21 protein-coding genes and 1 pseudogene are annotated in these 22,499 nt (G+C 52.4%); 7 read left to right on the top strand and 15 right to left on the bottom strand.

Translation table 11 applies throughout. The features are described 5' to 3' along the window. The coding region (locus FDW88_RS18895) for a retention module-containing protein (protein ID WP_137363150.1) at window positions 1-1,456 on the bottom strand (1,456 nt) is incomplete at its 3' end. Window positions 1,457-1,787: 331 nt separating this feature from the next. Here FDW88_RS18895 and FDW88_RS18900 point away from each other — a divergent pair. The 3 genes from FDW88_RS18900 to FDW88_RS18910 all read left to right on the top strand — a co-directional run bounded on the left by FDW88_RS18900 (window position 1,788) and on the right by FDW88_RS18910 (window position 6,771). Next, a complete protein-coding gene (locus FDW88_RS18900; RefSeq protein WP_117343161.1) occupies window positions 1,788-3,131 on the top strand; it encodes a TolC family outer membrane protein in 1,344 nt (447 codons plus the stop codon). A 75-nt stretch (window positions 3,132-3,206) separates the two neighbouring features. Next, window positions 3,207-5,411 (top strand): type I secretion system permease/ATPase, encoded by a 2,205-nt coding sequence (locus FDW88_RS18905; protein WP_137363151.1) that lies wholly within the window; start codon window positions 3,207-3,209, stop codon window positions 5,409-5,411. Next, on the top strand, window positions 5,398-6,771 hold the full coding sequence (locus FDW88_RS18910; RefSeq protein ID WP_137363152.1) for an HlyD family type I secretion periplasmic adaptor subunit: 1,374 nt from the start codon (window positions 5,398-5,400) through the stop codon (window positions 6,769-6,771). The genes FDW88_RS18905 and FDW88_RS18910 overlap by 14 nt, the downstream gene beginning before the upstream one ends. A 41-nt stretch (window positions 6,772-6,812) precedes the next feature. On the opposite strand, the gene FDW88_RS18915 is transcribed toward FDW88_RS18910, so the two are convergent. Next, on the bottom strand, window positions 6,813-7,418 hold the full coding sequence (locus FDW88_RS18915; RefSeq protein WP_096755932.1) for a helix-turn-helix domain-containing protein: 606 nt from the start codon (window positions 7,416-7,418) through the stop codon (window positions 6,813-6,815). A 503-nt stretch (window positions 7,419-7,921) separates the two neighbouring features. Here FDW88_RS18915 and FDW88_RS18920 point away from each other — a divergent pair. From FDW88_RS18920 to mutS, 3 genes and pseudogenes are all read left to right on the top strand, one after another. Next, a complete protein-coding gene (locus tag FDW88_RS18920; protein ID WP_137363153.1) occupies window positions 7,922-8,710 on the top strand; it encodes a winged helix-turn-helix domain-containing protein in 789 nt (262 codons plus the stop codon). Next, complete coding sequence (locus FDW88_RS18925; protein ID WP_117343157.1) at window positions 8,710-9,228, top strand: hypothetical protein; 519 nt, start codon at window positions 8,710-8,712, stop codon at window positions 9,226-9,228. The genes FDW88_RS18920 and FDW88_RS18925 overlap by 1 nt, the downstream gene beginning before the upstream one ends. Before the next feature lie 206 nt (window positions 9,229-9,434). After that, window positions 9,435-11,977, top strand: a pseudogene (gene mutS / locus FDW88_RS18930) (DNA mismatch repair protein MutS). A gap of 62 nt (window positions 11,978-12,039) precedes the next feature. Here the strand turns inward: mutS and FDW88_RS18935 are convergent. The 4 genes from FDW88_RS18935 to FDW88_RS18950 form a co-directional block, all read right to left on the bottom strand. After that, window positions 12,040-12,582 (bottom strand): hypothetical protein, encoded by a 543-nt coding sequence (locus FDW88_RS18935; protein WP_170974182.1) that lies wholly within the window; start codon window positions 12,580-12,582, stop codon window positions 12,040-12,042. An 89-nt stretch (window positions 12,583-12,671) separates the two neighbouring features. Then, window positions 12,672-12,908, bottom strand: a complete 237-nt coding sequence (locus tag FDW88_RS18940) for a non-oxidative hydroxyarylic acid decarboxylases subunit D (protein ID WP_096755928.1) — start codon at window positions 12,906-12,908, stop codon at window positions 12,672-12,674. 10 nt (window positions 12,909-12,918) lie between these two features. Further along, window positions 12,919-14,346 carry a non-oxidative hydroxyarylic acid decarboxylases subunit C gene (locus tag FDW88_RS18945; protein WP_117343154.1) on the bottom strand — a complete coding sequence of 476 codons (1,428 nt, stop codon included), beginning with the start codon at window positions 14,344-14,346 and terminating at the stop codon, window positions 12,919-12,921. Continuing rightward, a complete protein-coding gene (locus FDW88_RS18950; protein ID WP_117343153.1) occupies window positions 14,346-14,939 on the bottom strand; it encodes a non-oxidative hydroxyarylic acid decarboxylases subunit B in 594 nt (197 codons plus the stop codon). Before FDW88_RS18950 ends, FDW88_RS18945 begins: the two co-directional genes overlap by 1 nt. 160 nt (window positions 14,940-15,099) lie before the next feature. On the opposite strand from FDW88_RS18950, the gene FDW88_RS18955 reads away from it, so the two are divergent. Beyond that, a complete protein-coding gene (locus FDW88_RS18955; RefSeq protein WP_135911496.1) occupies window positions 15,100-15,504 on the top strand; it encodes a MarR family winged helix-turn-helix transcriptional regulator in 405 nt (134 codons plus the stop codon). A 72-nt stretch (window positions 15,505-15,576) separates the two neighbouring features. Here the strand turns inward: FDW88_RS18955 and rpoS are convergent, their stop codons facing one another. The 9 genes from rpoS to FDW88_RS19000 form a co-directional block, all read right to left on the bottom strand. After that, window positions 15,577-16,569: an RNA polymerase sigma factor RpoS gene (gene rpoS, locus FDW88_RS18960; RefSeq protein WP_000081498.1), complete on the bottom strand. Its 993-nt coding sequence runs from the start codon at window positions 16,567-16,569 to the stop codon at window positions 15,577-15,579. Window positions 16,570-16,632: 63 nt separating this feature from the next. Further along, entirely contained in the window at window positions 16,633-17,715 is a 1,083-nt protein-coding gene (nlpD, locus tag FDW88_RS18965; protein WP_342593413.1) for a murein hydrolase activator NlpD, read from the bottom strand. 186 nt (window positions 17,716-17,901) lie between these two features. Further along, a complete protein-coding gene (gene pcm, locus FDW88_RS18970) occupies window positions 17,902-18,528 on the bottom strand; it encodes a protein-L-isoaspartate O-methyltransferase (RefSeq protein WP_096755923.1) in 627 nt (208 codons plus the stop codon). Beyond that, on the bottom strand, window positions 18,522-19,283 hold the full coding sequence (gene surE, locus FDW88_RS18975; protein WP_096755922.1) for a 5'/3'-nucleotidase SurE: 762 nt from the start codon (window positions 19,281-19,283) through the stop codon (window positions 18,522-18,524). Before surE ends, pcm begins: the two co-directional genes overlap by 7 nt. Continuing rightward, complete coding sequence (gene truD / locus FDW88_RS18980) at window positions 19,264-20,313, bottom strand: tRNA pseudouridine(13) synthase TruD (protein ID WP_137363156.1); 1,050 nt, start codon at window positions 20,311-20,313, stop codon at window positions 19,264-19,266. The genes surE and truD overlap by 20 nt, the downstream gene beginning before the upstream one ends. Then, window positions 20,310-20,789 carry a 2-C-methyl-D-erythritol 2,4-cyclodiphosphate synthase gene (gene ispF / locus FDW88_RS18985; RefSeq protein ID WP_096755920.1) on the bottom strand — a complete coding sequence of 160 codons (480 nt, stop codon included), beginning with the start codon at window positions 20,787-20,789 and terminating at the stop codon, window positions 20,310-20,312. Before ispF ends, truD begins: the two co-directional genes overlap by 4 nt. Before the next feature lie 129 nt (window positions 20,790-20,918). Continuing rightward, on the bottom strand, window positions 20,919-21,614 hold the full coding sequence (gene ispD, locus FDW88_RS18990) for a 2-C-methyl-D-erythritol 4-phosphate cytidylyltransferase (RefSeq protein ID WP_137363157.1): 696 nt from the start codon (window positions 21,612-21,614) through the stop codon (window positions 20,919-20,921). A gap of 18 nt (window positions 21,615-21,632) precedes the next feature. After that, a complete protein-coding gene (gene ftsB / locus FDW88_RS18995; protein ID WP_003034163.1) occupies window positions 21,633-21,944 on the bottom strand; it encodes a cell division protein FtsB in 312 nt (103 codons plus the stop codon). A 219-nt stretch (window positions 21,945-22,163) separates the two neighbouring features. Next, complete coding sequence (locus tag FDW88_RS19000; RefSeq protein WP_117343149.1) at window positions 22,164-22,487, bottom strand: DUF3561 family protein; 324 nt, start codon at window positions 22,485-22,487, stop codon at window positions 22,164-22,166. Window positions 22,488-22,499 lie beyond the last annotated feature (12 nt).

The following is a 22,499-nucleotide window of genomic DNA, read 5'->3' on the forward strand; positions in this document are numbered from 1 at the left end:
CGGTGTCGATGCTGATGGCGTTTGCCGCCACGGTGTCCAGCACCACGTTTTTGTGTGTGACGGCAGTCGCTTCGTTACCCACATCATCATGGCTAACCACCTTCACCTGCACATCATTGACGCCTTCTTTAAGCGTTCCCCTTGGCACCTCAATTTCGTACCGGAGTTGACCATGATCGTCGAAAACCGTGCCGTGGAATTCTTTTCCCTGAACAGTCAACGTCACCGGATCGCCCGCTTTGGCATCGCCACTGGCGACGCCGGTAATCAGCGTTGGCATGCGGTTTTCACTGGCGTTAACAACATCATCATTCGCCACTGTCTCGATGGTCACAGCATTCTGTGCCAGCAGATCGCTCTCGACATAATGCTCCGTAGAAACTGTCGTGGTATTCCCGGCATCATCGGTTGACGTTAGCGTGGCGTGGAAAGTTGGGTCATTCAGCAACCCGTGAGTTAATACCGGGATGTTATACGTCAGCGGGCCATTGCCAGGATCGGTCACAATGCCGGTATATTCTTTGCCATCGACCAGTAAGGTCACGATATCGCCAGGTTTGGCGTCGCCGCCTACATGCCCATGGATGATGGTTTGCGTATGGAGAGATTCTTCGTAGTTAATCAGGTTGTCTGGCGTGACGTTATCTACCGTAATATCGATGCGCGGGCCGGTGATATCAATCAGCGCATTGTCGAAAGTTTGTGCCGTTCTACCCGACACATCGGTGGCCGTTGCCACCACGGTGACGTTCCCTGGCTGTAATCCACCCAGATCGGTATCGATAAACCAGTGACCGTTCCTCACAGGGACATCGACGGTGAATGTGTTTTTTTGGCTATCGGTGAAGGTCAGCGTGACGTGGTTCTGGTTACTGGTGCCGCTTAAATGCGTCCGGTGGAATTCATTCTTGTTAATGTAGCCGTCGTTGCCTGCAAACTCCGCAATAGTCACTTCTGGTGGGAAAAGACTGGCAGACCCGGACAGGATCCCCGCCACCGGCAGGTTGATATCGCCGTTTGGGCTACCCAGTCCCTTGGTGTCAAAACCCGCAGTAGGATCAACCACCTGCCCGGTCAGTTCAAGCTGAACCCGCGTGTGACCGCCACCGCCACCTTCCATCGGCACCGGTTCGTCGTTGCCCGCTGCGGTCGCGTCAAGTATCTGCGTCGGATCCGCACCATCGGCGATGGCTTTTTGTACGGCGGCAATATCCTGGGCATCATGATTCGGATTATGGCTTACCTGTATCCCGTGCTCTCCCCAGTGGCTATTACGCCCAATATCTACCGTCTGCCCGTTAGGTAGAGAGATACTGACCGCGCCGCCGGCACCGGTCACAATTTCTTCACCGAGAGAGATCCTGTCGCCTTCATGAACAAGTCGTTGTGTGCCATTGGCTTCAACAACATAGACCTGTCCAATAATTGCTTTGATCACACCGAGTAATTTGCTCACCGTAACCTCACTTAAATACCATCATTATTTTTATAAACTCGTTAATATATTAACGAACAAAAAACACATTCTTTTAATGTAAACATTAATATTCAATGTGGAAAAAAACACATTTTTTAGAATGCATATACATGAGACTTGACTGGCAAATGAATATAATAAAAAATAACCAAAAATAAAACACGATGTGACAAAACATATCTCTGAATAGCTGATTGCAAGCGTCAATTAAGATAATTCATATTTGTTAATTAATATAACGTGTTTGTGAAAATGGATGATGGCGACGACAACTGGATGTCATAACCGTGTGATATAAGGCATTCCTGTCATGAAGAAGTTTTTCGTTTTTCTGCTTTCATGGTTTTCAATAAATTCCGTGTATGCAGAAGACTTACACAATACCGTTAAAGACGCATTAGCCAATCACCCTGAAGTTAATGCGGCTATAAATAGTCGCTATTCAGCAGAAAAAGAACTCCGTGCGGCACAAGGTGGATATTTACCCGCATTGAATTTAAATGCCGAAACCGGGCGTAAAAATATTGATGATGCGACCACCCGTGCCGCAGGCAGCACAAACGGGCTGACTCAATCCCCCAATGGCGCGACGCTCAGCCTGGAGCAAAATGTGTTTAATGGTTTTGCCACCCATAGCGACGTTGCACGACAAAAAGCGACCGTTGATTCACGGGCATTTGGCGTGATGAACACCAGCGAAAGCACCGCTTACACGGTAATTCAGGCCTATTTTGATGTGCTGCAGCGCGAGGAGTTTGTTCGCCTGGCAGAAGATGATCTCGCTAACCACGAGCGCATTTACGACCAGATAAAACTGCGTACCGATCAGGGCGTGGGCCGCTCCGGCGACTTTATGCAAGCGGAAGCTCGTCTGGCGCAGGCACGGAACAATTTGCTCACTGAGCAAACCAACCTGGAAGACGCGAAGACCACGTTTGTCAGTGTAAGCGGTCAAGATCCTGAAGGGTTAAGCCTGCCGGAAAGCATTGACGCGCAGCTCCCGACCTCACTTGCCGACGCCAAAAACCGGATGGAAAACAACAACCCGTTACTGAAGTCTGCCAACGCCGACATCGAAGCCGCACATCAGCAGTATGAAGCGTCAAAATCGACCTTCTACCCGCGTGTCGACGTTGAGCTGTCTCGGGGTATCAGCAATAACACCGATACCACCCGCGCGCACACTGAAGAGTGGGAAGCGATGGTAAAGCTGCATTACAACCTGTACCAGGGCGGCAGCGACAAAGCCAACATGGAGTCTCGCGCCTACCTGCATAAACAGGCTCAGGATGTGCGCAATAACACCCTGCGCCAGTTGAATCAGGAGCTGCGCCTGGCGTGGACTGCATTACAAAATGCGCGCGCCCAGCTGCCGTCGGCGGAAGAATATGCCGACCGAAGCGTGAAAGTTCGCACCGCCTATCAGGACCAATTTAGTCTGGGTGAACGTACGCTGCTGGATTTACTCGACAGTGAGAATGAAGTGTTCTCCTCTAAACGTCGTCTGGTTGAATTACGTTACCTGGCCATGACCAGCGGGTATCGAATTAGCGAACGCACCGGTGAATTAATGAGTATTCTAAAAATCTCACCGCCGCCATCGGGGCAACCTGTAGATACCGCAGCAGGAAATAACCTGCCGGAACTTCATTAATCATTATTTATACAAATAAACATCTGAGCTGCACACTTATTATTAGCATGCTATTTTTAAGTCGTGCAGTCAGAAATGGTTGCTAAAATGAGTGCACAAGCTGAATTATTAAATGAAGTCCCGGAGAATTCTGATAGCACAAATTCTCAATATCATGATCCCCGTAGCTATAATGACGACCCTTTATTAGATAGCTTACTCATTCTGTGTTCTTTGCACGGTAAACCCGCCAGTCGAGCAACATTAAGCAGCGGCCTGCCATTAGAAAACGATCGGCTCACACTGAATATATTCCCCCGTGCCGCTGCACGCGCCGGTTTAAAAGCCCGGGTGGTGACGCGCGCGCTCGATAAAATCCCCGCCATGTCCCTGCCCGCCGTTCTATTACTGCGCTCCGGGGGAACCGGGGTGTTACTTGGCTGGAATGATGACGGTAGCGCCCGCTTTATGCCCAGCGAAAGCGAAGGAGGCGAAATCACCGTCGATGCCACCACACTTACGCAGAACTATGCCGGAAAAGTAATTTTTGCTCACCCGCGCCACGAATTCGATTTGCAGGCAGAAGCATTTTTACCGCGCACAAAATCCTGGTTTAAAGATACGCTCAAGCTGTCGCGCTTTCTGTATATGGATGCTGTGCTGGCCAGTCTGCTGATCAACCTGATTGCGCTCGGCACGCCGCTATTTACCATGAACGTTTACGACCGCGTGGTGCCGAATCAGGCGACGGTAACCCTGTGGGTGCTGGCGGTCGGTATCTGCCTGGCTTTTGTCTTTGATCTGATCTTAAAAATGCTGCGCAGCATCTGCCTGGATATTGCTGGCAAAAAAAGCGATCTCATTATCTCCTCGACCCTGTTTGAACGCATTATCGGTATGGAGATGAAGGAGCGCCCTGCGCGCGTGGGCAGCTTCGCGCAAAACATCCACGAGTTTCAATCGCTGCGCGATTTTCTCTCCTCGCTCACCCTAACCACCATTATTGACCTGCCCTTTACCCTGCTGCTGCTGGTTGTCATCGGCATTATCGGCGGGGCGCTGGCGTGGATCCCGGTCCTCACGCTGCCGGTTGCGCTGCTGTGCAGCTGGGCATTGCAAAAACCGGTTAACGCCGCGGTGGAAAAAACCATGAGCCTGGCCAGCGAACGCCAGGCGCTGCTGATTGAAACATTAAGCAGCCTGGATGCCATCAAAGTGAATAATGCCCAGAGCGAGCGCCAGTATCTGTGGGAGCAAACGCTGGGTAGCCTGAGTCGTCTGGAACTGCGCGTGAAAACCTTGTCCAGCCTGGCAAGCAACCTGACCGGCTGGTTCCAGCAGATCTCTGGCGTGGTAATGATCATCGTCGGCGTATACATGATAATCGGCGGCAAGCTGAGTATGGGCGGCCTGATCGCCTGCTACATGCTCAACGGTCGCGCCTTAATGCCGCTGGGCCAGTTAACTGGCCTGATTGCCCGCTATCAACAGGCGAAGCTGACCATCAAAAGTACTGAGAAAATGATGTCGCTGGCGCAGGAACGCCGGGCGGATGAAACGCCGCTCAAACGTGAACAACTGCAGGGCAGCATAGAATTTCGCGATGTGGACTTCAGCTACCCGGAACAAAAAAGCCTGTCGCTCAACAAGATCAACCTGACCATTTCGCCCGGTGAGCGTGTAGGCATTATCGGTCGTAGCGGCTCCGGTAAAAGCTCACTGAGTAAATTGATCGTTAATTTGTACCCGCCCAGCGCCGGTAACATCCTGATCGACGGTGTCGATGCGCGCCAGCTGGACGTCAACGATCTGCGCCACAGCATCGGCTACGTCCCGCAGGACATCCAGTTATTCAGCGGAACGCTGCGCGACAACTTGCTTTGCGGCGCGCGCTATGTCGATGACGAAACTATGCTGCGCGCGGCAGAACTTGCGGGAGTGAACGACTTCGCCCGCCTGCACCCTGACGGCTATAACCTGCAGGTCGGCGAGCGTGGCTCGCGGCTTTCTGGCGGGCAACGCCAGGCCGTCGCGCTCGCACGTGCGTTATTACTCGATCCCCCTTTGCTGCTGCTGGATGAACCCACCAGTTCGATGGACAACACCAGCGAAGAGCAGATTAAACACGCGCTGGCCCCCTGCATTGCAGGTAAAACGCTATTACTGGTTACTCATCGCGCCTCAATGCTGTCGTTGGTTGACCGCCTGATTATTGTTGATAAAGGACGCATCATTGCCGACGGCCCGAAAGCGGTCGTGATGGATGCGTTAAAAAAGGGGCAGATAAATGTGTCTCGCTGATTTCCTGGCTCGCGCCCGCCGCTCTGTACAGCCCTACTTTCGTGCCCGCGATGAAAATCAAACTGACAGTATCAATGACGTCAGCCACGCCATTATTGATGACGCCCCAAGGGTGATTCGCCTGACGCTGTGGGTGATTCTGGCGTTGGTGCTGCTGGCCTTTGTGTGGGCGGGCTTTGCCAGCATCGACGAAGTGACGCGCGGCGAAGGTAAAGCGATCCCCTCGTCAAAACTGCAAAAGATACAGAACCTGGAAGGCGGGATTGTTACCGAGCTGTACGTGCATGAAGGACAAATCGTTAACGCCGGTACGCCACTGTTGCATCTCGACGATACCCGTTTTGCCTCTAACGTCGGTGAAACAGAAGCCGATAAACTCGGCCTGCGGGCGAAGGTGGAACGCCTGACGGCAGAGGTTGAAAACCGGGACTTTGTTATCTCAGAAGAGATAGCCAGCAAAGCACCGGACGTCGCCCGCGGAGAAACAGAACTGTACAACAGCCGTCGCGCGCAATTTCACAACGAAATCTCCGGACTTGAAGAGCAGTTGGTACAGAAGAAACAGGAACTGCGCGATGTTGAATCAAAAGAAGATCAGTTTAAGCGCAGTCTCGGGTTAATTCGCCAGGAAATCAAAATGTCCGAGCCACTGCTTGCCTCCGGGGCGATCTCGAAAGTCGAGCTGCTGCGTCTGCGCCGTACTGAAGTAGAAACCGCCGGGCAGTTAAATTCTATCAGCCTGACGTTGCCTAAAGTCGCTTCAGAAATAAAAGAGATTGAGAACAAAATTGGCGAAAGTCGCGGTCGCTTTCAAAGCGATGCGCTGGCCCAGTTAAACGAAGCCCGTACCAATCTGAGTAAGGCGCAGGCCAGCGTCAAAGCACTGGAAGACCGCGTGAATCGTACTATGGTCACCTCGCCGGTCCGCGGTATCGTCCAGCAGGTCATGGTGAATACCATCGGTGGGGTGATTCAACCCGGTAGCGATCTGGTGGAGATCGTCCCGCTTGATGACAAGCTGTTGGTTGAAGCCAAAATACAACCGCGCGATATTGCCTTCCTTCATCCGGGCCAGCACGCGATGGTGAAATTTACCGCCTACGACTACACCATCTATGGTGGCCTGCAAGGTGAAGTGGTACAGATAAGCCCGGATACGGTTACGGATAAACAGGGGCGGAGTTTCTATATTGTCCGTTTGCAAACGGATAAAAACTATCTGGGGACGAAAGAGCACCCGATGTTGATTATTCCCGGTATGGTGGCCAGCGTCGATATTCTCACCGGTAAAAAGACGATTCTTAGCTATCTACTCAAACCGATTATCCGCGCACGTGCGGAAGCACTGAGAGAACGTTAATGGCTCTGCGCCCTCAGTCATAGCCCTGGGGGCGTACGCGGTTATGATGGGATATAAGAAGTGAGCTTTCCGCGATTCAGGCTAATTTTTCCATCGCTAACCAGTTCCTGTAATACCTTGTGGATGGCACTGCGCGAGATATGGTTACGCGCCAGAATAAAGGTATACACCGACGTTTTTTCGCGCACCTCAGGTGCCATCGCCCAAATATACTTCACATGTTCAATAATCAGCTCGCGAATAGTACGGTGCGATTGCAGGGTCTCGCGCTGAAAATAGCGTTGCAGATGGTGCGTTAAGATATCAAACGCCTGCTTCCATAAATTTTTAGCGGTGAACAGGAGATCGGCATTCTGCACGCTCATTGCCCACATTTCACAATCGGTGTCACAGCGTAAATAATGTCCTGCCACTTCGGTGCGCATTTGCGGTAGCCCGAGAATAGCGGGTGCTGAAATACTGACCGTGACCAGGTCATTTTCTACACGATAAACAGAGACCGTCCCTTTCTCCAGAAATAAGATATGTCCATCGACCTTCAGGTCAATACGCTGGCGTTTTTTCCGTAAGGAGAGCCAGGCGTTATCTGATTTCTTAATTTCATCACCAATAAGTACTACCGACTTCTCTATTTCATTCTGGAACATGGATATCTCTGCTACAAATTTATGCCTGACAAAAAAACAGAAACAAAAATAAATGCCAGCTTAATAACATGCTGACATTTATTTCCGTTTATATTTTTATGTTAATCCGGATGCTACGCACTACAGGTACGACAAACATCGCAACCATCATGGTTTCACCACCCGCATTCCCAGGTGCTTTGGCGCGTTTTCGGTGTGAACCGTGTTCTCGCGTGGTGATGCCGAACAGTATATTGCGCAGTCCAAAGAGAATTAATGCTTATCGCCTTTGTCATCATTATTTCTTCTTTCTCTTCTTTTCGCAATAGCCAGAAAGATACAATTATCTGATTCCTATATGTTTTATTTTCATTAACAAACCATTACTGTTGTTGTGCTATGATACTAAATTGCAACATTTCGCGGTTCTGGCTGCAGAATCTGACAGACATTGGTGGTCCTGATGGCCGGGATGTTTTTAATGCCGCCCCACCAATGAAAGCATCATCAAGAGTAGAGACATCATGTCTGAGACTGGTAACATCAGTTATCTGATTGAAAGAAAAATCATCTTTACACCAGCGACTCAATGCCTGGCGAGAGTGGATCAACCCGAGCTACAGATAAAGCTCAAGCACTCAGCATCATTATGTCTTTTATTACTCATCCAAAATCACGGAAAAGTGGTTTCGCAAAACGAACTACTGGAATTTGGCTGGGGTGAAAACCATCGTCAGGCAAGCTTCAATGCCTTTTATCAGAGTATTCTCTCGCTGCGTAAAAGTTTACTTCAGTTAGAACTGGAAGCATCCTTTATCACAACCATTACCCGTAAAGGGCTGATCATCCAGGACACATTTAGCATTGAGGAAATTGACACGCCGGAGAATTGCCCTGCGGCAATAGAAGAAGATTGGCCGCCCAATACCGACCTCACTGAGTTTTCAGATAATACCGCACATAAAACACGGATAACCAGGACAGAATCTGTACTGGTCTTACTGACTATTATCATCTGCGGTCTGATACTGTATCCGTGGAACACCCGTGATAATTATTTTTCCGGTTATATTGCCACCCAAAATACCCACTCAAACTGTAAGTATTATTTTAATAACGATGCCAGCGATTTCTCCCGACACACTGCTTTTATCGATAAGAACCCAGGGTTGTACCAGGACAATAAATTTATCTATATAACGACGTATCCTGAGTCCAAAAAACTGTCAGTGATCCAGTGTCGCTCCCCTATAAACGGAGAGCAGAAGAAGAATACCTGTCAGTCGGTCTATTACCCACGGTACGATAGCTAATGAACTTACCTTCCCGCGCGCCCAAAATCAGAACACAAACAGGTATTATCCTGCTGCTTTGTCTTGTGGTTATCAGTATTGTGAGTTTTTGGCAGCAGGGTAAAAATCATAGCCATCTACATAATCTAGCCTGTCGTGCTACGATCGAGATCGTACGCGATACTGCCTCGTTTCGCGGGATCATCGATATCAAAAGTGGGGACAGTAAAGGTATTGTGAATATTGATGGCATCATCAAAGATGCAAACAACAGCGAGCAAACCGTGCAACGCATGGTGTTGTTTACCCACTCCAGCTATGGCTCAAGCCCGGTATGGGTATCGCAGAACATCCATATATCAAATCGTGAAACCGCCCCTGTCAGTATCATCCAGCAACTCCTGCCCGATTTCTTCCTGACCAATACCAGCGTCTCTAATGTCGATCTTTTCTCTCTGAATAAAGAAACCTACCTGATCACTAAAGAAGGCATCCCCTACCTGTACTGTCAGAATTATGACTTGCCCGAGAGTGAATAGTGACACCGTATTTTTGCGCCAAAGTGACGGGTGAATGTCTGGGGTAGTCGGTGATAAGATACTCTATTGTGGCTGAACTGAGGCTTGCCGTTGCAGCCCTTCAGGCTGCTTTCGATAGTGAAATTTATGGGTTTGTGTGAGTCTACAGGGGGTTCACATGAGACTGCCCGAGTACCTAAAAATATTAAAAAACGAGCATAATCAATATGAAAGAGTCACTTGATACGGACTTCACCAACCACACCCCCATGATGCAGCAGTATCTTAAGCTGAAGGCTCAGCACCCGGAGATCCTGCTGTTTTACCGCATGGGCGACTTTTACGAACTGTTTTATGACGATGCCAAACGTGCGTCGCAGCTGTTGGATATCTCGCTGACCAAGCGCGGCGCATCCGCGGGCGAACCGATCCCGATGGCGGGCATTCCCCACCACGCGGTAGAAAACTACCTCGCAAAACTGGTGAATCAGGGGGAGTCGGTTGCCATTTGCGAACAAATTGGCGACCCTGCCACCAGCAAAGGTCCGGTTGAGCGCAAAGTTGTCCGCATCGTCACGCCCGGTACCATCAGCGATGAAGCGTTGTTGCAGGAGCGTCAGGACAACCTGCTGGCCGCTATCTGGCAGGACAGCAAAGGCTACGGCTATGCCACGCTAGACATCAGCTCCGGGCGCTTTCGCGTCAGTGAACCAGCCGACCGTGAGACCATGGCGGCAGAATTACAGCGCACTAACCCGGCAGAACTGCTGTATGCCGAAGATTTCGCCGAGACCTCGCTGATCGAAGGCCGTCGCGGACTGCGTCGCCGTCCGCTGTGGGAATTTGAAATTGATACCGCCCGCCAGCAGCTTAACTTACAGTTTGGCACGCGGGACCTGATTGGCTTTGGTGTCGAAAACGCACCGCGCGGCTTATGTGCCGCAGGCTGTCTGCTGCAATATGCGAAAGATACCCAGCGCACCTCGCTGCCGCATATTCGTTCCATCACCATGGAGCGCCAGCAGGACAGCATCATTATGGATGCCGCCACACGCCGGAATCTGGAGATTACCCAGAATCTGGCCGGCGGTATCGAAAATACGCTGGCCTCGGTGCTCGACTGCACCGTCACCCCGATGGGCAGCCGTATGCTTAAGCGCTGGCTGCATATGCCGGTTCGCGACACCAAAATCCTCACCGAACGTCAGCAGACGATCGGCGCCCTGCAGGATGTCACCAGCGAATTACAGCCGGTTCTGCGTCAGGTCGGCGATCTGGAGCGTATTCTGGCTCGCCTGGCACTGCGTACCGCGCGTCCACGCGATCTGGCCCGTATGCGCCACGCCTTTCAGCAATTACCTGAACTGCGTGCACAGCTGGAAGGCGTCGACAGCGCGCCGGTACAGATGCTACGCGAGAAAATGGGCGAGTTCAGCGAACTGCGTGAACTGCTGGAACGCGCCGTCGTTGAAGCCCCGCCGGTACTGGTACGCGACGGTGGCGTCATTGCGCCAGGCTATAACGATGAACTGGACGAGTGGCGGGCGCTGACCGACTGGAAATCCGCGAGCGTGAACGCACCGGGCTGGACACGCTTAAGGTTGGATTTAACGGTGTACACGGTTACTACATTCAGATCAGCCGCGGTCAAAGCCATCTGGCGCCCATTAACTACGTGCGCCGCCAGACGCTAAAAAATGCCGAACGCTACATCATTCCTGAACTCAAAGAGTACGAAGACAAAGTCCTGACCTCGAAGGGTAAGGCGTTGGCGCTGGAAAAACAGCTGTACGACGAACTCTTCGACATGCTGTTACCACACCTGGCGGATTTACAGCAGAGCGCCAGCGCGCTAGCCGAGCTCGACGTGCTGGTCAATCTGGCCGAACGGGCTTATACCCTGAATTACACCTGCCCGACCTTCACCGACAAACCCGGCATTCGTATTACCGAAGGCCGTCATCCGGTGGTTGAACAGGTGCTGACCGAACCGTTTATTGCCAACCCGCTGAATCTTTCACCTCAGCGCCGGATGTTGATCATCACCGGGCCGAATATGGGCGGTAAAAGTACCTATATGCGCCAGACCGCACTGATCGCCCTGCTGGCCTACATCGGCAGCTATGTTCCGGCACAAAAGGTTGAGATAGGTCCGATCGATCGCATCTTTACCCGCGTGGGCGCAGCGGATGACCTGGCGTCCGGTCGTTCAACCTTTATGGTTGAGATGACCGAAACCGCCAATATTTTGCATAACGCCACCGAAAACAGCCTGGTGTTGATGGATGAGATTGGGCGCGGCACCTCCACCTATGACGGTCTGTCGCTGGCATGGGCGTGCGCAGAAAATCTTGCCAATAAAATCAAAGCATTGACGCTGTTCGCAACCCACTACTTTGAACTGACTCAGTTAGCAGAGAAGATGGAAGGCGTTGCCAATGTGCATTTGGACGCATTAGAGCACGGCGATACGATTGCCTTTATGCATAGTGTGCAGGATGGTGCGGCAAGCAAAAGCTATGGTCTGGCCGTCGCTGCGCTGGCCGGTGTGCCGAAAGACGTCATCAAACGTGCGCGGCAAAAACTGCGCGAACTGGAAAGCATTACGCCAAATGCCGCCGCAACCCAGGTAGACGGGACGCAAATGTCGCTACTTTCAGCACCGGAAGAAACGTCTCCCGCTGTAGAAGCGCTGGAAAATCTCGACCCGGATTCCCTGACGCCGCGTCAGGCGCTGGAATGGATTTATCGGTTGAAGAGCCTGGTGTAACACTCGTTGTGCCCGATGTCGCTGCGCTCATCGGGCCTACATGAACTGCCATTTCCTGGCCCTCAACGTTGCGCCATCGGCGTACATATCTGGAGAATGACGCCAGAAATAGAATCTTTGGTATATTGCCTGATCGTATAGCTCGGCGGTTCATTGACGGTAATATCTGTATAATCAGCGTACGTAACGCGTTGTTCCCGAAAAAGTTCGCGCACTGTATTCGCCATTTCAGGGTTTCCAGGAAAATCGACACTCAGGGTTGAAAGGTCGAGCTCAACACGTATTTTTCGCTGCTCTTCTTTAATACTTTCTTCTGCCGAAACAGACACATACATATAAGGCTTTGACGCATTAACGAGTGAATAAGTTATCTCGCTATTATAATATAGATAATTAAATTGCCGACCAGTTACCGTCATTACAGACATAATCTGGACTGGGATTGTGCTATCGCCACTCTTAACATCCATATGGGCCTGACATTTAACAACAGAGCCAACGGACTCGCTATTATAGATTTGCATAATTTGTTCATGTGATGCGCTATGCACACCAGAACTCATTCCCAGTAAAAATAATAAAACGACTCGCCGATAGAATGACATGTTTCTGATGACGTCCTTGCTGTCATACTGCAAAAAAGAATTTAAGCAATTATAGGCCGGGCAAGGCAAAGCCGCACCCGGCATTTTGATTAGCGCTTACCTTCCGCCAGCAGCGGCGGGATGCTCGGCACCATTGGCGCGTCATCGATATCTTTTTGCGTCATGCGAAACGCCTGCGGGTAATGTTCGCGACTGGTACGGCGTAGCGGCTCGGTATCACGCCAGGTGTACAGGCAGTGCTGGCACTGGTATACCGTCCAGACGCCTTTCACCGGCGAGGTTGCCATCACTTCAATATGTTCATCAGCACAACGTGGACAAATCATCTGCTACTCCTTATTTACGGTTGGCGAGCATGGCGGTCAGCTTTTCAGCCCAGGCTTTGGTTTCCGGTAAATCGCATACCGGCTGGCTGTAGTGACCACGGTTATCCGGTGCAACCGGGGTAGTGGCATCAATGATCAGCTTATCGGTGATCCCTGCCGGGCTGGAACCCGGATCCAACTCCAGCACCGACATGTTCGGTAACTGCACCAGATCGCCTGCCGGGTTGACCTTCGACGACAGCGCCCACATCACCTGCGGCAGGTTGAACGGGTCAACGTCCTCATCCACCATAATCACCATCTTCACGTAGCCCAGACCGTGCGGGGTGGTCATCGCCCGCAGGCCGACCGCGCGGGCAAAGCCGCCATAGCGTTTTTTAGTCGAGATAATCGCCAGCAGACCGTGGGTGTACATGGCATTCACCGCCTGTACCTCCGGGAATTCCGCTTTCAGTTGCTGATACAACGGCACACAGGTCGCAGGCCCCATCAGGTAGTCGATTTCGGTCCACGGCATACCCAAATACAGCGATTCAAAAATCGGTTTGGTGCGATAAGAGACTTTATCAATACGCACCACCGTCATATTGCGCCCCCCGGAATAGTGACCGGTAAACTCACCAAACGGCCCTTCGATTTCACGTTTGCGGCTTTCGATAACACCTTCGAGGATCACCTCAGAACCCCACGGCACGTCAAAACCGGTCAGTGGCGCGGTGGCGATCGGGTATGGGCTTTCACGCAGCGCACCCGCCATCTCATATTCAGACTGATCGTACTTCAGCGGCGTAGCGCCCATTAGGGTAATGATCGGATCGTTACCCAGGGTGATCGCAATCGGCAGATCTTCACCGCGTTCTTCGGCTTTATGCAGATGCAGCGCGATGTCGTGCATCGGTACCGGCTGCAGGCCAAGCTTACGTTTGCCCTTCACTTCCATGCGGTAGATGCCGACGTTTTGCTTGCCGAAGTTATCCGGATCCAGCGGATCGCGCGACACCACGCAAGCTTTGTCGAGATAGAAGCCCCCGTCGCCGTCGTTCAAACGAAACAGCGGCAGAATGTCGAACAGATTAATGTCTTCGCCGTCGACGGTATTCTCAGCCCATGCCGGGTTCGCACGGCGCTCCGGGGCAATCGGAAATTTATCCCAGCGTCGGATAAACTCATCAATCTGTTTTCTGACCGGCGTATTGATCGGCAGCCCCATCGAAATGGCATGGTTTTGCCATGAACCGATGGTGTTCATCGCCACACGGGCGTCGGTAAAGCCACGAATATTGTCAAACCACAATGCCGGTGCGCCATCGCCGATACGCCCGGTCGCATTAGCGGCCGCGGCCAGATCCGGCTCAGCGTTCACCTCTTCGCTGATTTTCAGCAATTGCCCCTGGTCGTCCAGCGCCTGCAAGAAACCGCGCAAATCATCAAATGCCATTATTCATTCTCCTGTGAAAAATTCTGCGCCGGTCGTAAACCCTGCCAGCGACGGGCGTTCGGATGTTCCAGACCAAACTGATCGAGTACGCGCGCCACAATGTGCTGCGTGATGTCGTCGATCGTTTGGGGATGGTTATAAAACGCGGGCATCGGCGGCACCATCGCGACGCCCATGCGGGAAAGTGCGAGCATATTTTCCAGATGGAGGGTACTCAGCGGCATTTCACGCGGCACCAGCACCAGTTTGCGCCCTTCCTTCAGCACCACGTCGGCAGCACGGCCCACCAGCCCTTCGGCATAGCCTGCGCGAATTCCGGCCAGCGTTTTCATGCTGCAGGGGATAATAATCATGCCGTTGGTGTGAAATGAGCCGGAAGAGATCGTCGCCGCCTGGTCCGCCGGGTTGTGACAATAATCCGCCAGCGCAGACACCTCGCGGACGCTATAAGGCGTTTCCAGTTCAATGGTGGTTTTCGCCCACTTCGACAGCACCAGATGTGTTTCCACCTCCGGCATTTCCCGCAGCGCCTGTAGCAGCGACACACCAAGCGGTGCTCCCGTTGCACCGGTCATCCCTACGATCAGTCTCATTCAGCCCCTCAATATTTGTTCGTGTACGAACATTTTAGCTAAAATACGCTCTCGATACATTTCAGGCAAGGGTGACTCGCACAGATAGCTAAAGAAACGATCGTTAAAAAATGGCGCATTACCCGCTATGATAGAAGCCGACCGCGATCCCGGAGTCCCTATGCCGTTACGAAATAAAGCCTTTCACCTGTTACGTCAGCTTTTCCAGCAGCATACGTCACGCTGGCAGCACGAATTACCGGAGCTCACCAAGCCGCAGTACGCAGTGATGCGCGCTATTGCCGAGCATCCCGGCATTGAACAGGTTGCTCTCACCGAAGCCGCGGTCTGCACCAAGGCCACGCTTGCCGAGCTGCTGAGCCGTATGGAAAAGCGTGAGCTGGTCAGGCGTGAACACTTCCCGGCGGATAAGCGTCGTCGGTTTGTCTATTTGACTGAGCAAGGTGAGGCACTACTGGCAAGCGCAGCGCCGCTGGGCGATAGCGTTGATGATGAGTTTCTGGGCAGGTTGAGCGAGGAAGAGCGTGAACAGTTCACGCAACTGGTACGCAAGATGATGGAGTAATTCTGCCGGATGGCAATAAACCAAGAAAAAGGCCAGCCTCACTGAGACTGGCCTTTCTTGATAGAACTGTGCTTACTCGCGGAACAGCGCTTCGATATTCAGTCCCTGTGTCTGCAGGATTTCACGCAGACGACGCAGACCTTCAACCTGAATCTGACGAACACGTTCACGAGTGAGACCAATTTCACGGCCCACATCTTCCAGTGTCGCAGCTTCATACCCCAGCAGACCGAAACGACGTGCCAGCACTTCACGCTGTTTGGCGTTCAGTTCGAACAGCCATTTGACGATGCTCTGTTTCATATCATCGTCTTGCGTGGTGTCTTCCGGACCGTTTTCCTTTTCGTCGGCCAGAATATCCAGCAACGCTTTTTCGGAATCGCCACCCAGCGGGGTGTCTACCGAGGTAATGCGCTCGTTGAGTCGGAGCATACGGCTGACGTCATCAACCGGTTTATCCAGTTGTTCAGCAATCTCTTCTGCGCTCGGTTCGTGGTCCAGTTTATGCGACAACTCACGCGCGGTACGCAGATAGACGTTCAGCTCTTTTACTATATGGATCGGCAGTCGGATCGTACGGGTTTGGTTCATAATCGCCCGTTCGATCGTCTGGCGGATCCACCAGGTTGCGTATGTTGAGAAGCGGAACCCGCGCTCCGGGTCAAACTTCTCGACGGCACGGATAAGCCCCAGATTGCCCTCTTCAATCAGATCCAGCAATGCCAGACCACGATTGCCATAACGACGGGCAATTTTAACCACCAGACGCAGGTTACTTTCAATCATGCGACGGCGAGAGGCTACATCTCCACGCAATGCGCGACGCGCGAAATACACTTCTTCTTCGGCTGTTAACAGTGGCGAATAACCAATCTCACCAAGGTAAAGCTGAGTCGCGTCCAACACACGCTGTGTGGCCCCTTGCGATAACAGCTCCTCTTCAGCCAAGTCGTTATCACTGGGTTCCTCTTCACTCAAGGCTTTTTCATCAAAAGCCTCTACTCCGTTCTCATCAAATTCCGCGTCTTCATTTAAATCATGAACTTTCAGCGTATTCTGACTCATAAAGGTGGCTCCTACCCGTGATCCCTAAACGGAACAAGCAAGTGAAAGCCTGGTTCCGCCGAATTATCGCTGCGGTAAATAGCGCAGCGGGTTTACGGATTTCCCCTTGTAACGAATTTCAAAATGCAAGCGTGTAGAGCTGGTTCCGGTGCTACCCATGGTAGCTATTTTCTGCCCCGCCTTGATTTCTTGTTGCTCCCGAACCAGCATTGTATCGTTATGGGCGTAGGCACTCAGGTAATCATCGTTGTGTTTGATGATAATAAGATTACCGTAACCGCGCAGTGCGTTACCGGCATATACGACGCGTCCATCTGCGGTCGCGACAATAGCCTGTCCCTTACTGCCTGCAATGTCGATCCCTTTATTGCCACCTTCGGTAGCCGCAAAGTTTTCAATCACTTTACCGTCAGTCGGCCAACGCCAGGTGGAGATTGGCGCACTGGTAGACGTTGAGCTTGCAGTCGATTCGGTTGCGCTAACTGCTGGTGCCGTTACTGGCGCTGTGACAACTGTCCCAGCAGGCTTGTTGTTCGGCAACATTTTGTTAGCACTTTGTTCACCTGAATCCTCAGAATACGTAATTGTTGGTTTCGAAGCAACAGCGACGGTGGAATTTTGTGCAGGGTTGGTCACAACTCCTTGCTGTGCTGCATCCGCCTGGGTGATGGCATTGCCGCCGGTAATCGGCGCACCCGATGCGTTGCCCACTTGCAGAGTTTGTCCCACATTCAGGCCATACGGGGCCGGAACGTTATTGCGTTGTGCGAGGTCACGGAAATCGTTCCCGGTTATCCAGGCAATATAGAAAAGTGTGTCACCTTTCTTAACTGTATAGGTGCTGCCGCCGGTATAGCTCCCTTTCGGAATGTTCCCATACTTACGGTTGTACACAATGCGTCCGTTTTCCGTCTGCACTGGCTGCTGCGCAACGGGCTGAATTTGTGTTGACTGCGTGGTTGGACGCTGCACCGGTTGGATCTGCGGCGTTTGCTGTGCGGTCGCCGTCGTGCCCATTTTAGGTGGAGGCGTGATTAGCATGCCAGAATTGGTGTTCGTTGGCGCACCGCCATCAACAGAGTTGACCGGCGCAGGCGGATTCGAGGTGTTAGAACAGCCTGCCAGCCATAACGAAACCAGTGACAATGCCGCCATGCGGCGAACGGTAAATTTGTGGCTTCCCGCGCTCATTTATCCCCCAGGAAAATTTGGTTAACAACCAGTGACGTAATCACCGTGCAAGGCATCGGGCTGGACACTGGAAAACGTGACCACGATACGCTTACTAATTCCAGAATATCCAGGAAAACTCCAGGTATTCAGAACCTATATCTACGCTAACTCCCCTTTAACTAAGGGTACGAAGCGTACAGCCTCCACGGTATCGATAATAAATTCGCCTCCCCGACGACGCACCCGTTTCAAATACTGGTGCTCGTCGCCCACGGGTAAGACGAGAATGCCGCCTTCATCCAACTGCGTCATTAACGCGGTAGGGATTTCCGGCGGTGCTGCTGTCACAATGATGGCGTCAAACGGCGCTCGTGCCTGCCAGCCTTGCCATCCATCACCATGACGGGTCGAAACATTATGTAAATCAAGCTGCTTCAGGCGACGACGCGCCTGCCACTGCAAACCTTTAATGCGCTCGACAGAACACACATGCTGCACCAGATGCGCCAGAATCGCTGTCTGGTAACCGGAACCGGTGCCGATTTCCAGCACCCGCGATTGTGGCGTCAGCTCAAGTAACTCTGTCATACGTGCGACCATATAAGGCTGCGAAATCGTCTGCCCCTGACCAATGGGCAGGGCGATGTTTTCCCAGGCCTTATGTTCAAACGCCTCATCAATGAATTTTTCACGCGGCACGGCGGCGAGCGCATCAAGGACAAGCTCATCTCTGATGCCCTGCGCACGTAATTGTTCAAGAAGAGTGTGTACGCGTCTGCTTACCATTGCGTGTCGACTCCCACGCTGTCTAACCAATCAGAAACAACCTGATGCGCGCCGTATGCGGTTAAATCAACATGCAGCGGCGTGACAGAAACATAGCCTTCATCGACGGCAGCAAAGTCCGTATCCGGCCCGGCATCGCATTTTTCGCCCGGCGGCCCAATCCAGTACAACGTGTTACCGCGCGGGTCCTGCTGTGGAATAACCTGATCCGCCGGATGGCGACTGCCGCAGCGGGTAACGCGAATACCTTTAATCTGATCCAGCGGCAAGTCCGGGACGTTGATATTCAGAATACGCCCGGTACGCAGCGGTTCGCGGCTCAGCGCACGTAAAATGCGGCAGGTAATCGCGGCTGCGGTATCGTAGTGTTTATGACCATCCAGTGAGACCGCCAGCGCGGGAAAGCCCAGGTGCCGACCTTCCATCGCTGCCGCAACGGTTCCAGAATAGATAACATCGTCACCCAGATTAGGACCGGCGTTAATCCCGGAAACTACGATGTCCGGACGCGGACGCATTAACGCGTTTACGCCCAGATAGACGCAGTCGGTAGGCGTGCCCATTTGCACGGCGATATCACCGTTTTCAAAGGTGAAGGTGCGAAGCGAAGATTCCAGCGTCAGCGAGTTAGACGCGCCACTGCGGTTACGATCCGGGGCAACTACCTGTACGTCAGCAAACTCACGCAGCGCTTTCGCCAGCGTTTGTATACCGGGCGCGTGGACCCCATCATCGTTACTCAGCAATATACGCATAATCACCCGTTGTGTTAATAAGTTCCCTTACTACACTGGTGGCAAAGCTACCTGCCGGTAGCCAGAAGCGTAACTCAACGGTTACGTCATCCCACCAGTTCCAGCTTAATTGTTGTGGGTACAGCAGCATAGCGCGACGCGATGCGTCGACTTTCTCACGCAATAATAAAGACTGCAGCACGCTTTCATCGACAATGGCGGCCTGTTCAAACGCCAGCGCATCGCGCTGAGTTCCCCACTCACCGCAGCCGGGTAATGCCGCTGTAATCATTAACTCTCTTTCATTAACGCGACGCTGTAATTCAGCCTGTTCTTCAGGAGTGGCAACAAACCAACTTCCGCGTCCAGACAATTGTAGCGCATCGCCGTCAACAACTTGATTAAAGTCTGTTTTTTTCAATCGTTCATTGACTATTTGATTAAACAACGCACTGCGGGCTGCCGACAACCAAAAACTGCGTTTATTGCGATCGCGCACCGGTGCATCGCTTTGCGCCCAGCGCAGCGCCCCTTGCAGGTTACTGCCGGCGATGCCAAAACGTTGGGCACCAAAATAGTTCGGTACGCCGCGCTCGAGAATAGCCTGCAAACGTGCTTCAACGTCAGCGCGATCGCTGACTTCACGCAGCACCACCGTAAAGCCGTTACCTTTCAGGGCACCTAAACGCAGCTTACGCTTGTGACGGGCGTACTCCAGCACTTTACAGCCTTCAAGCTCAAATTTGCTTAAATCAGGCATGACATTGCCCGGCACGCGCGCACACAGCCACTGTTCAGTGACCGCATGCTTATCTTTCTGCCCGGCGAAGCTGACTTCACGGGCATGAATTTTCAAAAACTTTGCCAGTGCATCGGCGACAAAACGAGTGTTACAGCCGTTCTTCAGGATGCGTACCAGAACGTGTTCGCCTTCTCCGTCCGGTTCAAAGCCTAAATCTTCGACCACCACAAAGTCTTCTGGATTCGCCTTCAATACGCCACGGCCCTGCGGTTTACCGTGGAGATACGTCAGATTTTCAAACTCTGTCATTTTGCAGCCTTTATGAGTAACGCCACCGCTTCACAGGCAATCCCTTCCCCACGCCCGGTAAAACCGAGTTTCTCCGTGGTGGTCGCTTTCACGTTAACATCATCCATATGACAGCCAAGATCTTCGGCAATAAACACGCGCATTTGTGGAATGTGCGGCAGCATCTTCGGTGCCTGCGCAATAATGGTCACATCCACATTGCCGAGCGTGTAGCCTTTGGCCTGAATACGACGCCAGGCTTCACGTAATAATTCGCGGCTATCTGCCCCTTTAAAGGCCGGATCGGTGTCCGGGAACAGCTTACCGATATCGCCCAGCGCTGCCGCGCCCAGCAGCGCATCAGTCAGCGCATGTAACGCGACGTCGCCATCAGAATGCGCCAGCAGCCCCTTTTCGTACGGGATGCGCACGCCACCAATGATAATTGGGCCTACGCCGCCAAAGGCGTGTACATCAAAACCGTGTCCAATTCGCATTATGCATTCTCCTGATATACACATCATCCTTCAAGCGGCCTCTTTGTTGGCTGCCTTTGTTCACCCCAGTCACTTACTTATGTAAGCTCCTGGGGATTCCGCCTCGATGCAGCTTGAATGATTTTGTGTCTAGATTCTTCGGGTCAGATAAAATTCCGCAAGCGCCAGATCTTCCGGACGAGTAACTTTAATATTATCAGCGCGTCCTTCGACAAGCTGTGGATGAAAGCCGCAATATTCCAGCGCCGAGGCCTCATCAGTAATGGTCGCGCCTTCGTTGAGTGCTCGGGCCAGGCAGTGGTGTAATAACTCGCGGGGGAAAAACTGCGGCGTCAACGCGTGCCATAAGTCAGTGCGTTCGACCGTATGGGCAATGTCAGTTTTGCCCGGTTCCGCGCGTTTCATGGTATCGCGCACCGGTGCGGCAAGGATCCCACCTGTACGACTGGTTTCGCTTATCGCCAGTAAACGAGATAAATCGCCCTGATGCAGGCACGGTCTGGCTGCATCATGCACCAGCACCCAGCGGGCATTTCCGGTGGCCTGCAAACCGGCCAGCACTGAATCGGCGCGCTCATTGCCGCCATCTACCACGGTGATTTGCGGGTGCGCTGCCAGAGGAAGTTCTGCAAAGCGGCTGTCGCCAGGGCTGATAGCAATGACGACATGCGTCACCCGGGGATGCGCCAGTAGCGCAGCAACCGAGTGTTCAAGAATGGTTTTATTGCCGATGGAGAGATACTGCTTAGGACACTCCGATTGCATTCGGCGGCCAAATCCGGCAGCCGGTACCACGGCGCAAACGTCCAATAAAGTGGCTGCCATGTTAAATCCTTGGCTGGTTTATCGATTGTTTTGCCCTGCAGTCTGAGCGCGTTTAGACGCGTCAGGCACCAGACGATAAAAGGTTTCGCCCGGCTTGGTCATGCTGAGTTCGTTGCGCGCACGCTCTTCAATCGCTTCCTGACCGCCATTGAGATCGTCAATTTCGGCAAACAGCTGATCGTTACGCGCTTTAAGTTTCGCATTTGTCGCTTGCTGCGCAGCCACATCATCGTTGACGCGGCTATAGTCATGTATGCCGTTCTTACCGAACCACAGCGAATACTGAAGCCAGACCAATAAAGCCAGCAACAGCAGCGTTAGTTTACCCATCCTGCCCCCTGAAAAACGGCATCATCATCCCAAAACATCCGCAGACGACTCTCCGTCTACAGGCGGGAATACCGCGACAACGCGGGCAAATGTACCACATTTGCTCGTTGTTACGTATACCCCGTGTAAGGAGAACATAATCTCATTGTTGGTTACGGTTTGAATTATGACCAGTCCGCGTTTCAGCCTCAGTAGCCATATAAAGAGAAGGGATATAGCCTAGCCCAGCAGCCACATAAACAATGCCCCGAACATCAGCCCCACCGTCAGCAGGGTACACGTCATGCTCAGGAACAGTCGTCCCTTCAATAACGAGTGCAGGGCGATTCCCGCCACAATCGCGACAGGCAGCAATGCAAGGAAAAACGGCCAGGTATAGAGGAAGAAAAACAGCGTGTTAGGGCCATACATAAGACATGGAATGCCCAGCGCCAGCAACCACGCAACAAAACCGACCACGGCCCCCGGTAGTGACCAGATGGTTTCGTCGTCGGCATTGAAGGTGTCTGACTCTGCAATAGTAATGTTATGGCTGTTACGCATAGCTAATCCTGT

The organism is Citrobacter sp. wls829, assembly GCF_005280825.1.
GTDB lineage: Bacteria > Pseudomonadota > Gammaproteobacteria > Enterobacterales > Enterobacteriaceae > Citrobacter > Citrobacter gillenii.

Bases quoted from the DNA above. Each gene is read 5' to 3' on its own strand.
- rpoS (WP_000081498.1), bottom strand. From the start codon at position 16,569: ATGAGTCAGAATACGCTGAAAGTTCATGATTTAAATGAAGACGCGGAA.
- FDW88_RS18900 (WP_117343161.1), top strand. From the start codon at position 1,788: ATGAAGAAGTTTTTCGTTTTTCTGCTTTCATGGTTTTCAATAAATTCC.
- FDW88_RS18910 (WP_137363152.1), top strand. From the start codon at position 5,398: ATGTGTCTCGCTGATTTCCTGGCTCGCGCCCGCCGCTCTGTACAGCCC.
- ftsB (WP_003034163.1), bottom strand. From the start codon at position 21,944: ATGGGTAAACTAACGCTGCTGTTGCTGGCTTTATTGGTCTGGCTTCAG.
- FDW88_RS18935 (WP_170974182.1), bottom strand. From the start codon at position 12,582: ATGTCATTCTATCGGCGAGTCGTTTTATTATTTTTACTGGGAATGAGT.
- FDW88_RS18940 (WP_096755928.1), bottom strand. From the start codon at position 12,908: ATGATTTGTCCACGTTGTGCTGATGAACATATTGAAGTGATGGCAACC.
- ispD (WP_137363157.1), bottom strand. From the start codon at position 21,614: ATGGCAGCCACTTTATTGGACGTTTGCGCCGTGGTACCGGCTGCCGGA.
- pcm (WP_096755923.1), bottom strand. From the start codon at position 18,528: ATGGTAAGCAGACGCGTACACACTCTTCTTGAACAATTACGTGCGCAG.
- ispF (WP_096755920.1), bottom strand. From the start codon at position 20,789: ATGCGAATTGGACACGGTTTTGATGTACACGCCTTTGGCGGCGTAGGC.
- truD (WP_137363156.1), bottom strand. From the start codon at position 20,313: ATGACAGAGTTTGAAAATCTGACGTATCTCCACGGTAAACCGCAGGGC.
- FDW88_RS18920 (WP_137363153.1), top strand. From the start codon at position 7,922: ATGTCTGAGACTGGTAACATCAGTTATCTGATTGAAAGAAAAATCATC.
- FDW88_RS18905 (WP_137363151.1), top strand. From the start codon at position 3,207: ATGGTTGCTAAAATGAGTGCACAAGCTGAATTATTAAATGAAGTCCCG.
- FDW88_RS18955 (WP_135911496.1), top strand. From the start codon at position 15,100: ATGCCGTTACGAAATAAAGCCTTTCACCTGTTACGTCAGCTTTTCCAG.
- FDW88_RS18945 (WP_117343154.1), bottom strand. From the start codon at position 14,346: ATGGCATTTGATGATTTGCGCGGTTTCTTGCAGGCGCTGGACGACCAG.
- FDW88_RS18950 (WP_117343153.1), bottom strand. From the start codon at position 14,939: ATGAGACTGATCGTAGGGATGACCGGTGCAACGGGAGCACCGCTTGGT.
- FDW88_RS19000 (WP_117343149.1), bottom strand. From the start codon at position 22,487: ATGCGTAACAGCCATAACATTACTATTGCAGAGTCAGACACCTTCAAT.
- FDW88_RS18915 (WP_096755932.1), bottom strand. From the start codon at position 7,418: ATGTTCCAGAATGAAATAGAGAAGTCGGTAGTACTTATTGGTGATGAA.
- FDW88_RS18925 (WP_117343157.1), top strand. From the start codon at position 8,710: ATGAACTTACCTTCCCGCGCGCCCAAAATCAGAACACAAACAGGTATT.
- surE (WP_096755922.1), bottom strand. From the start codon at position 19,283: ATGCGTATATTGCTGAGTAACGATGATGGGGTCCACGCGCCCGGTATA.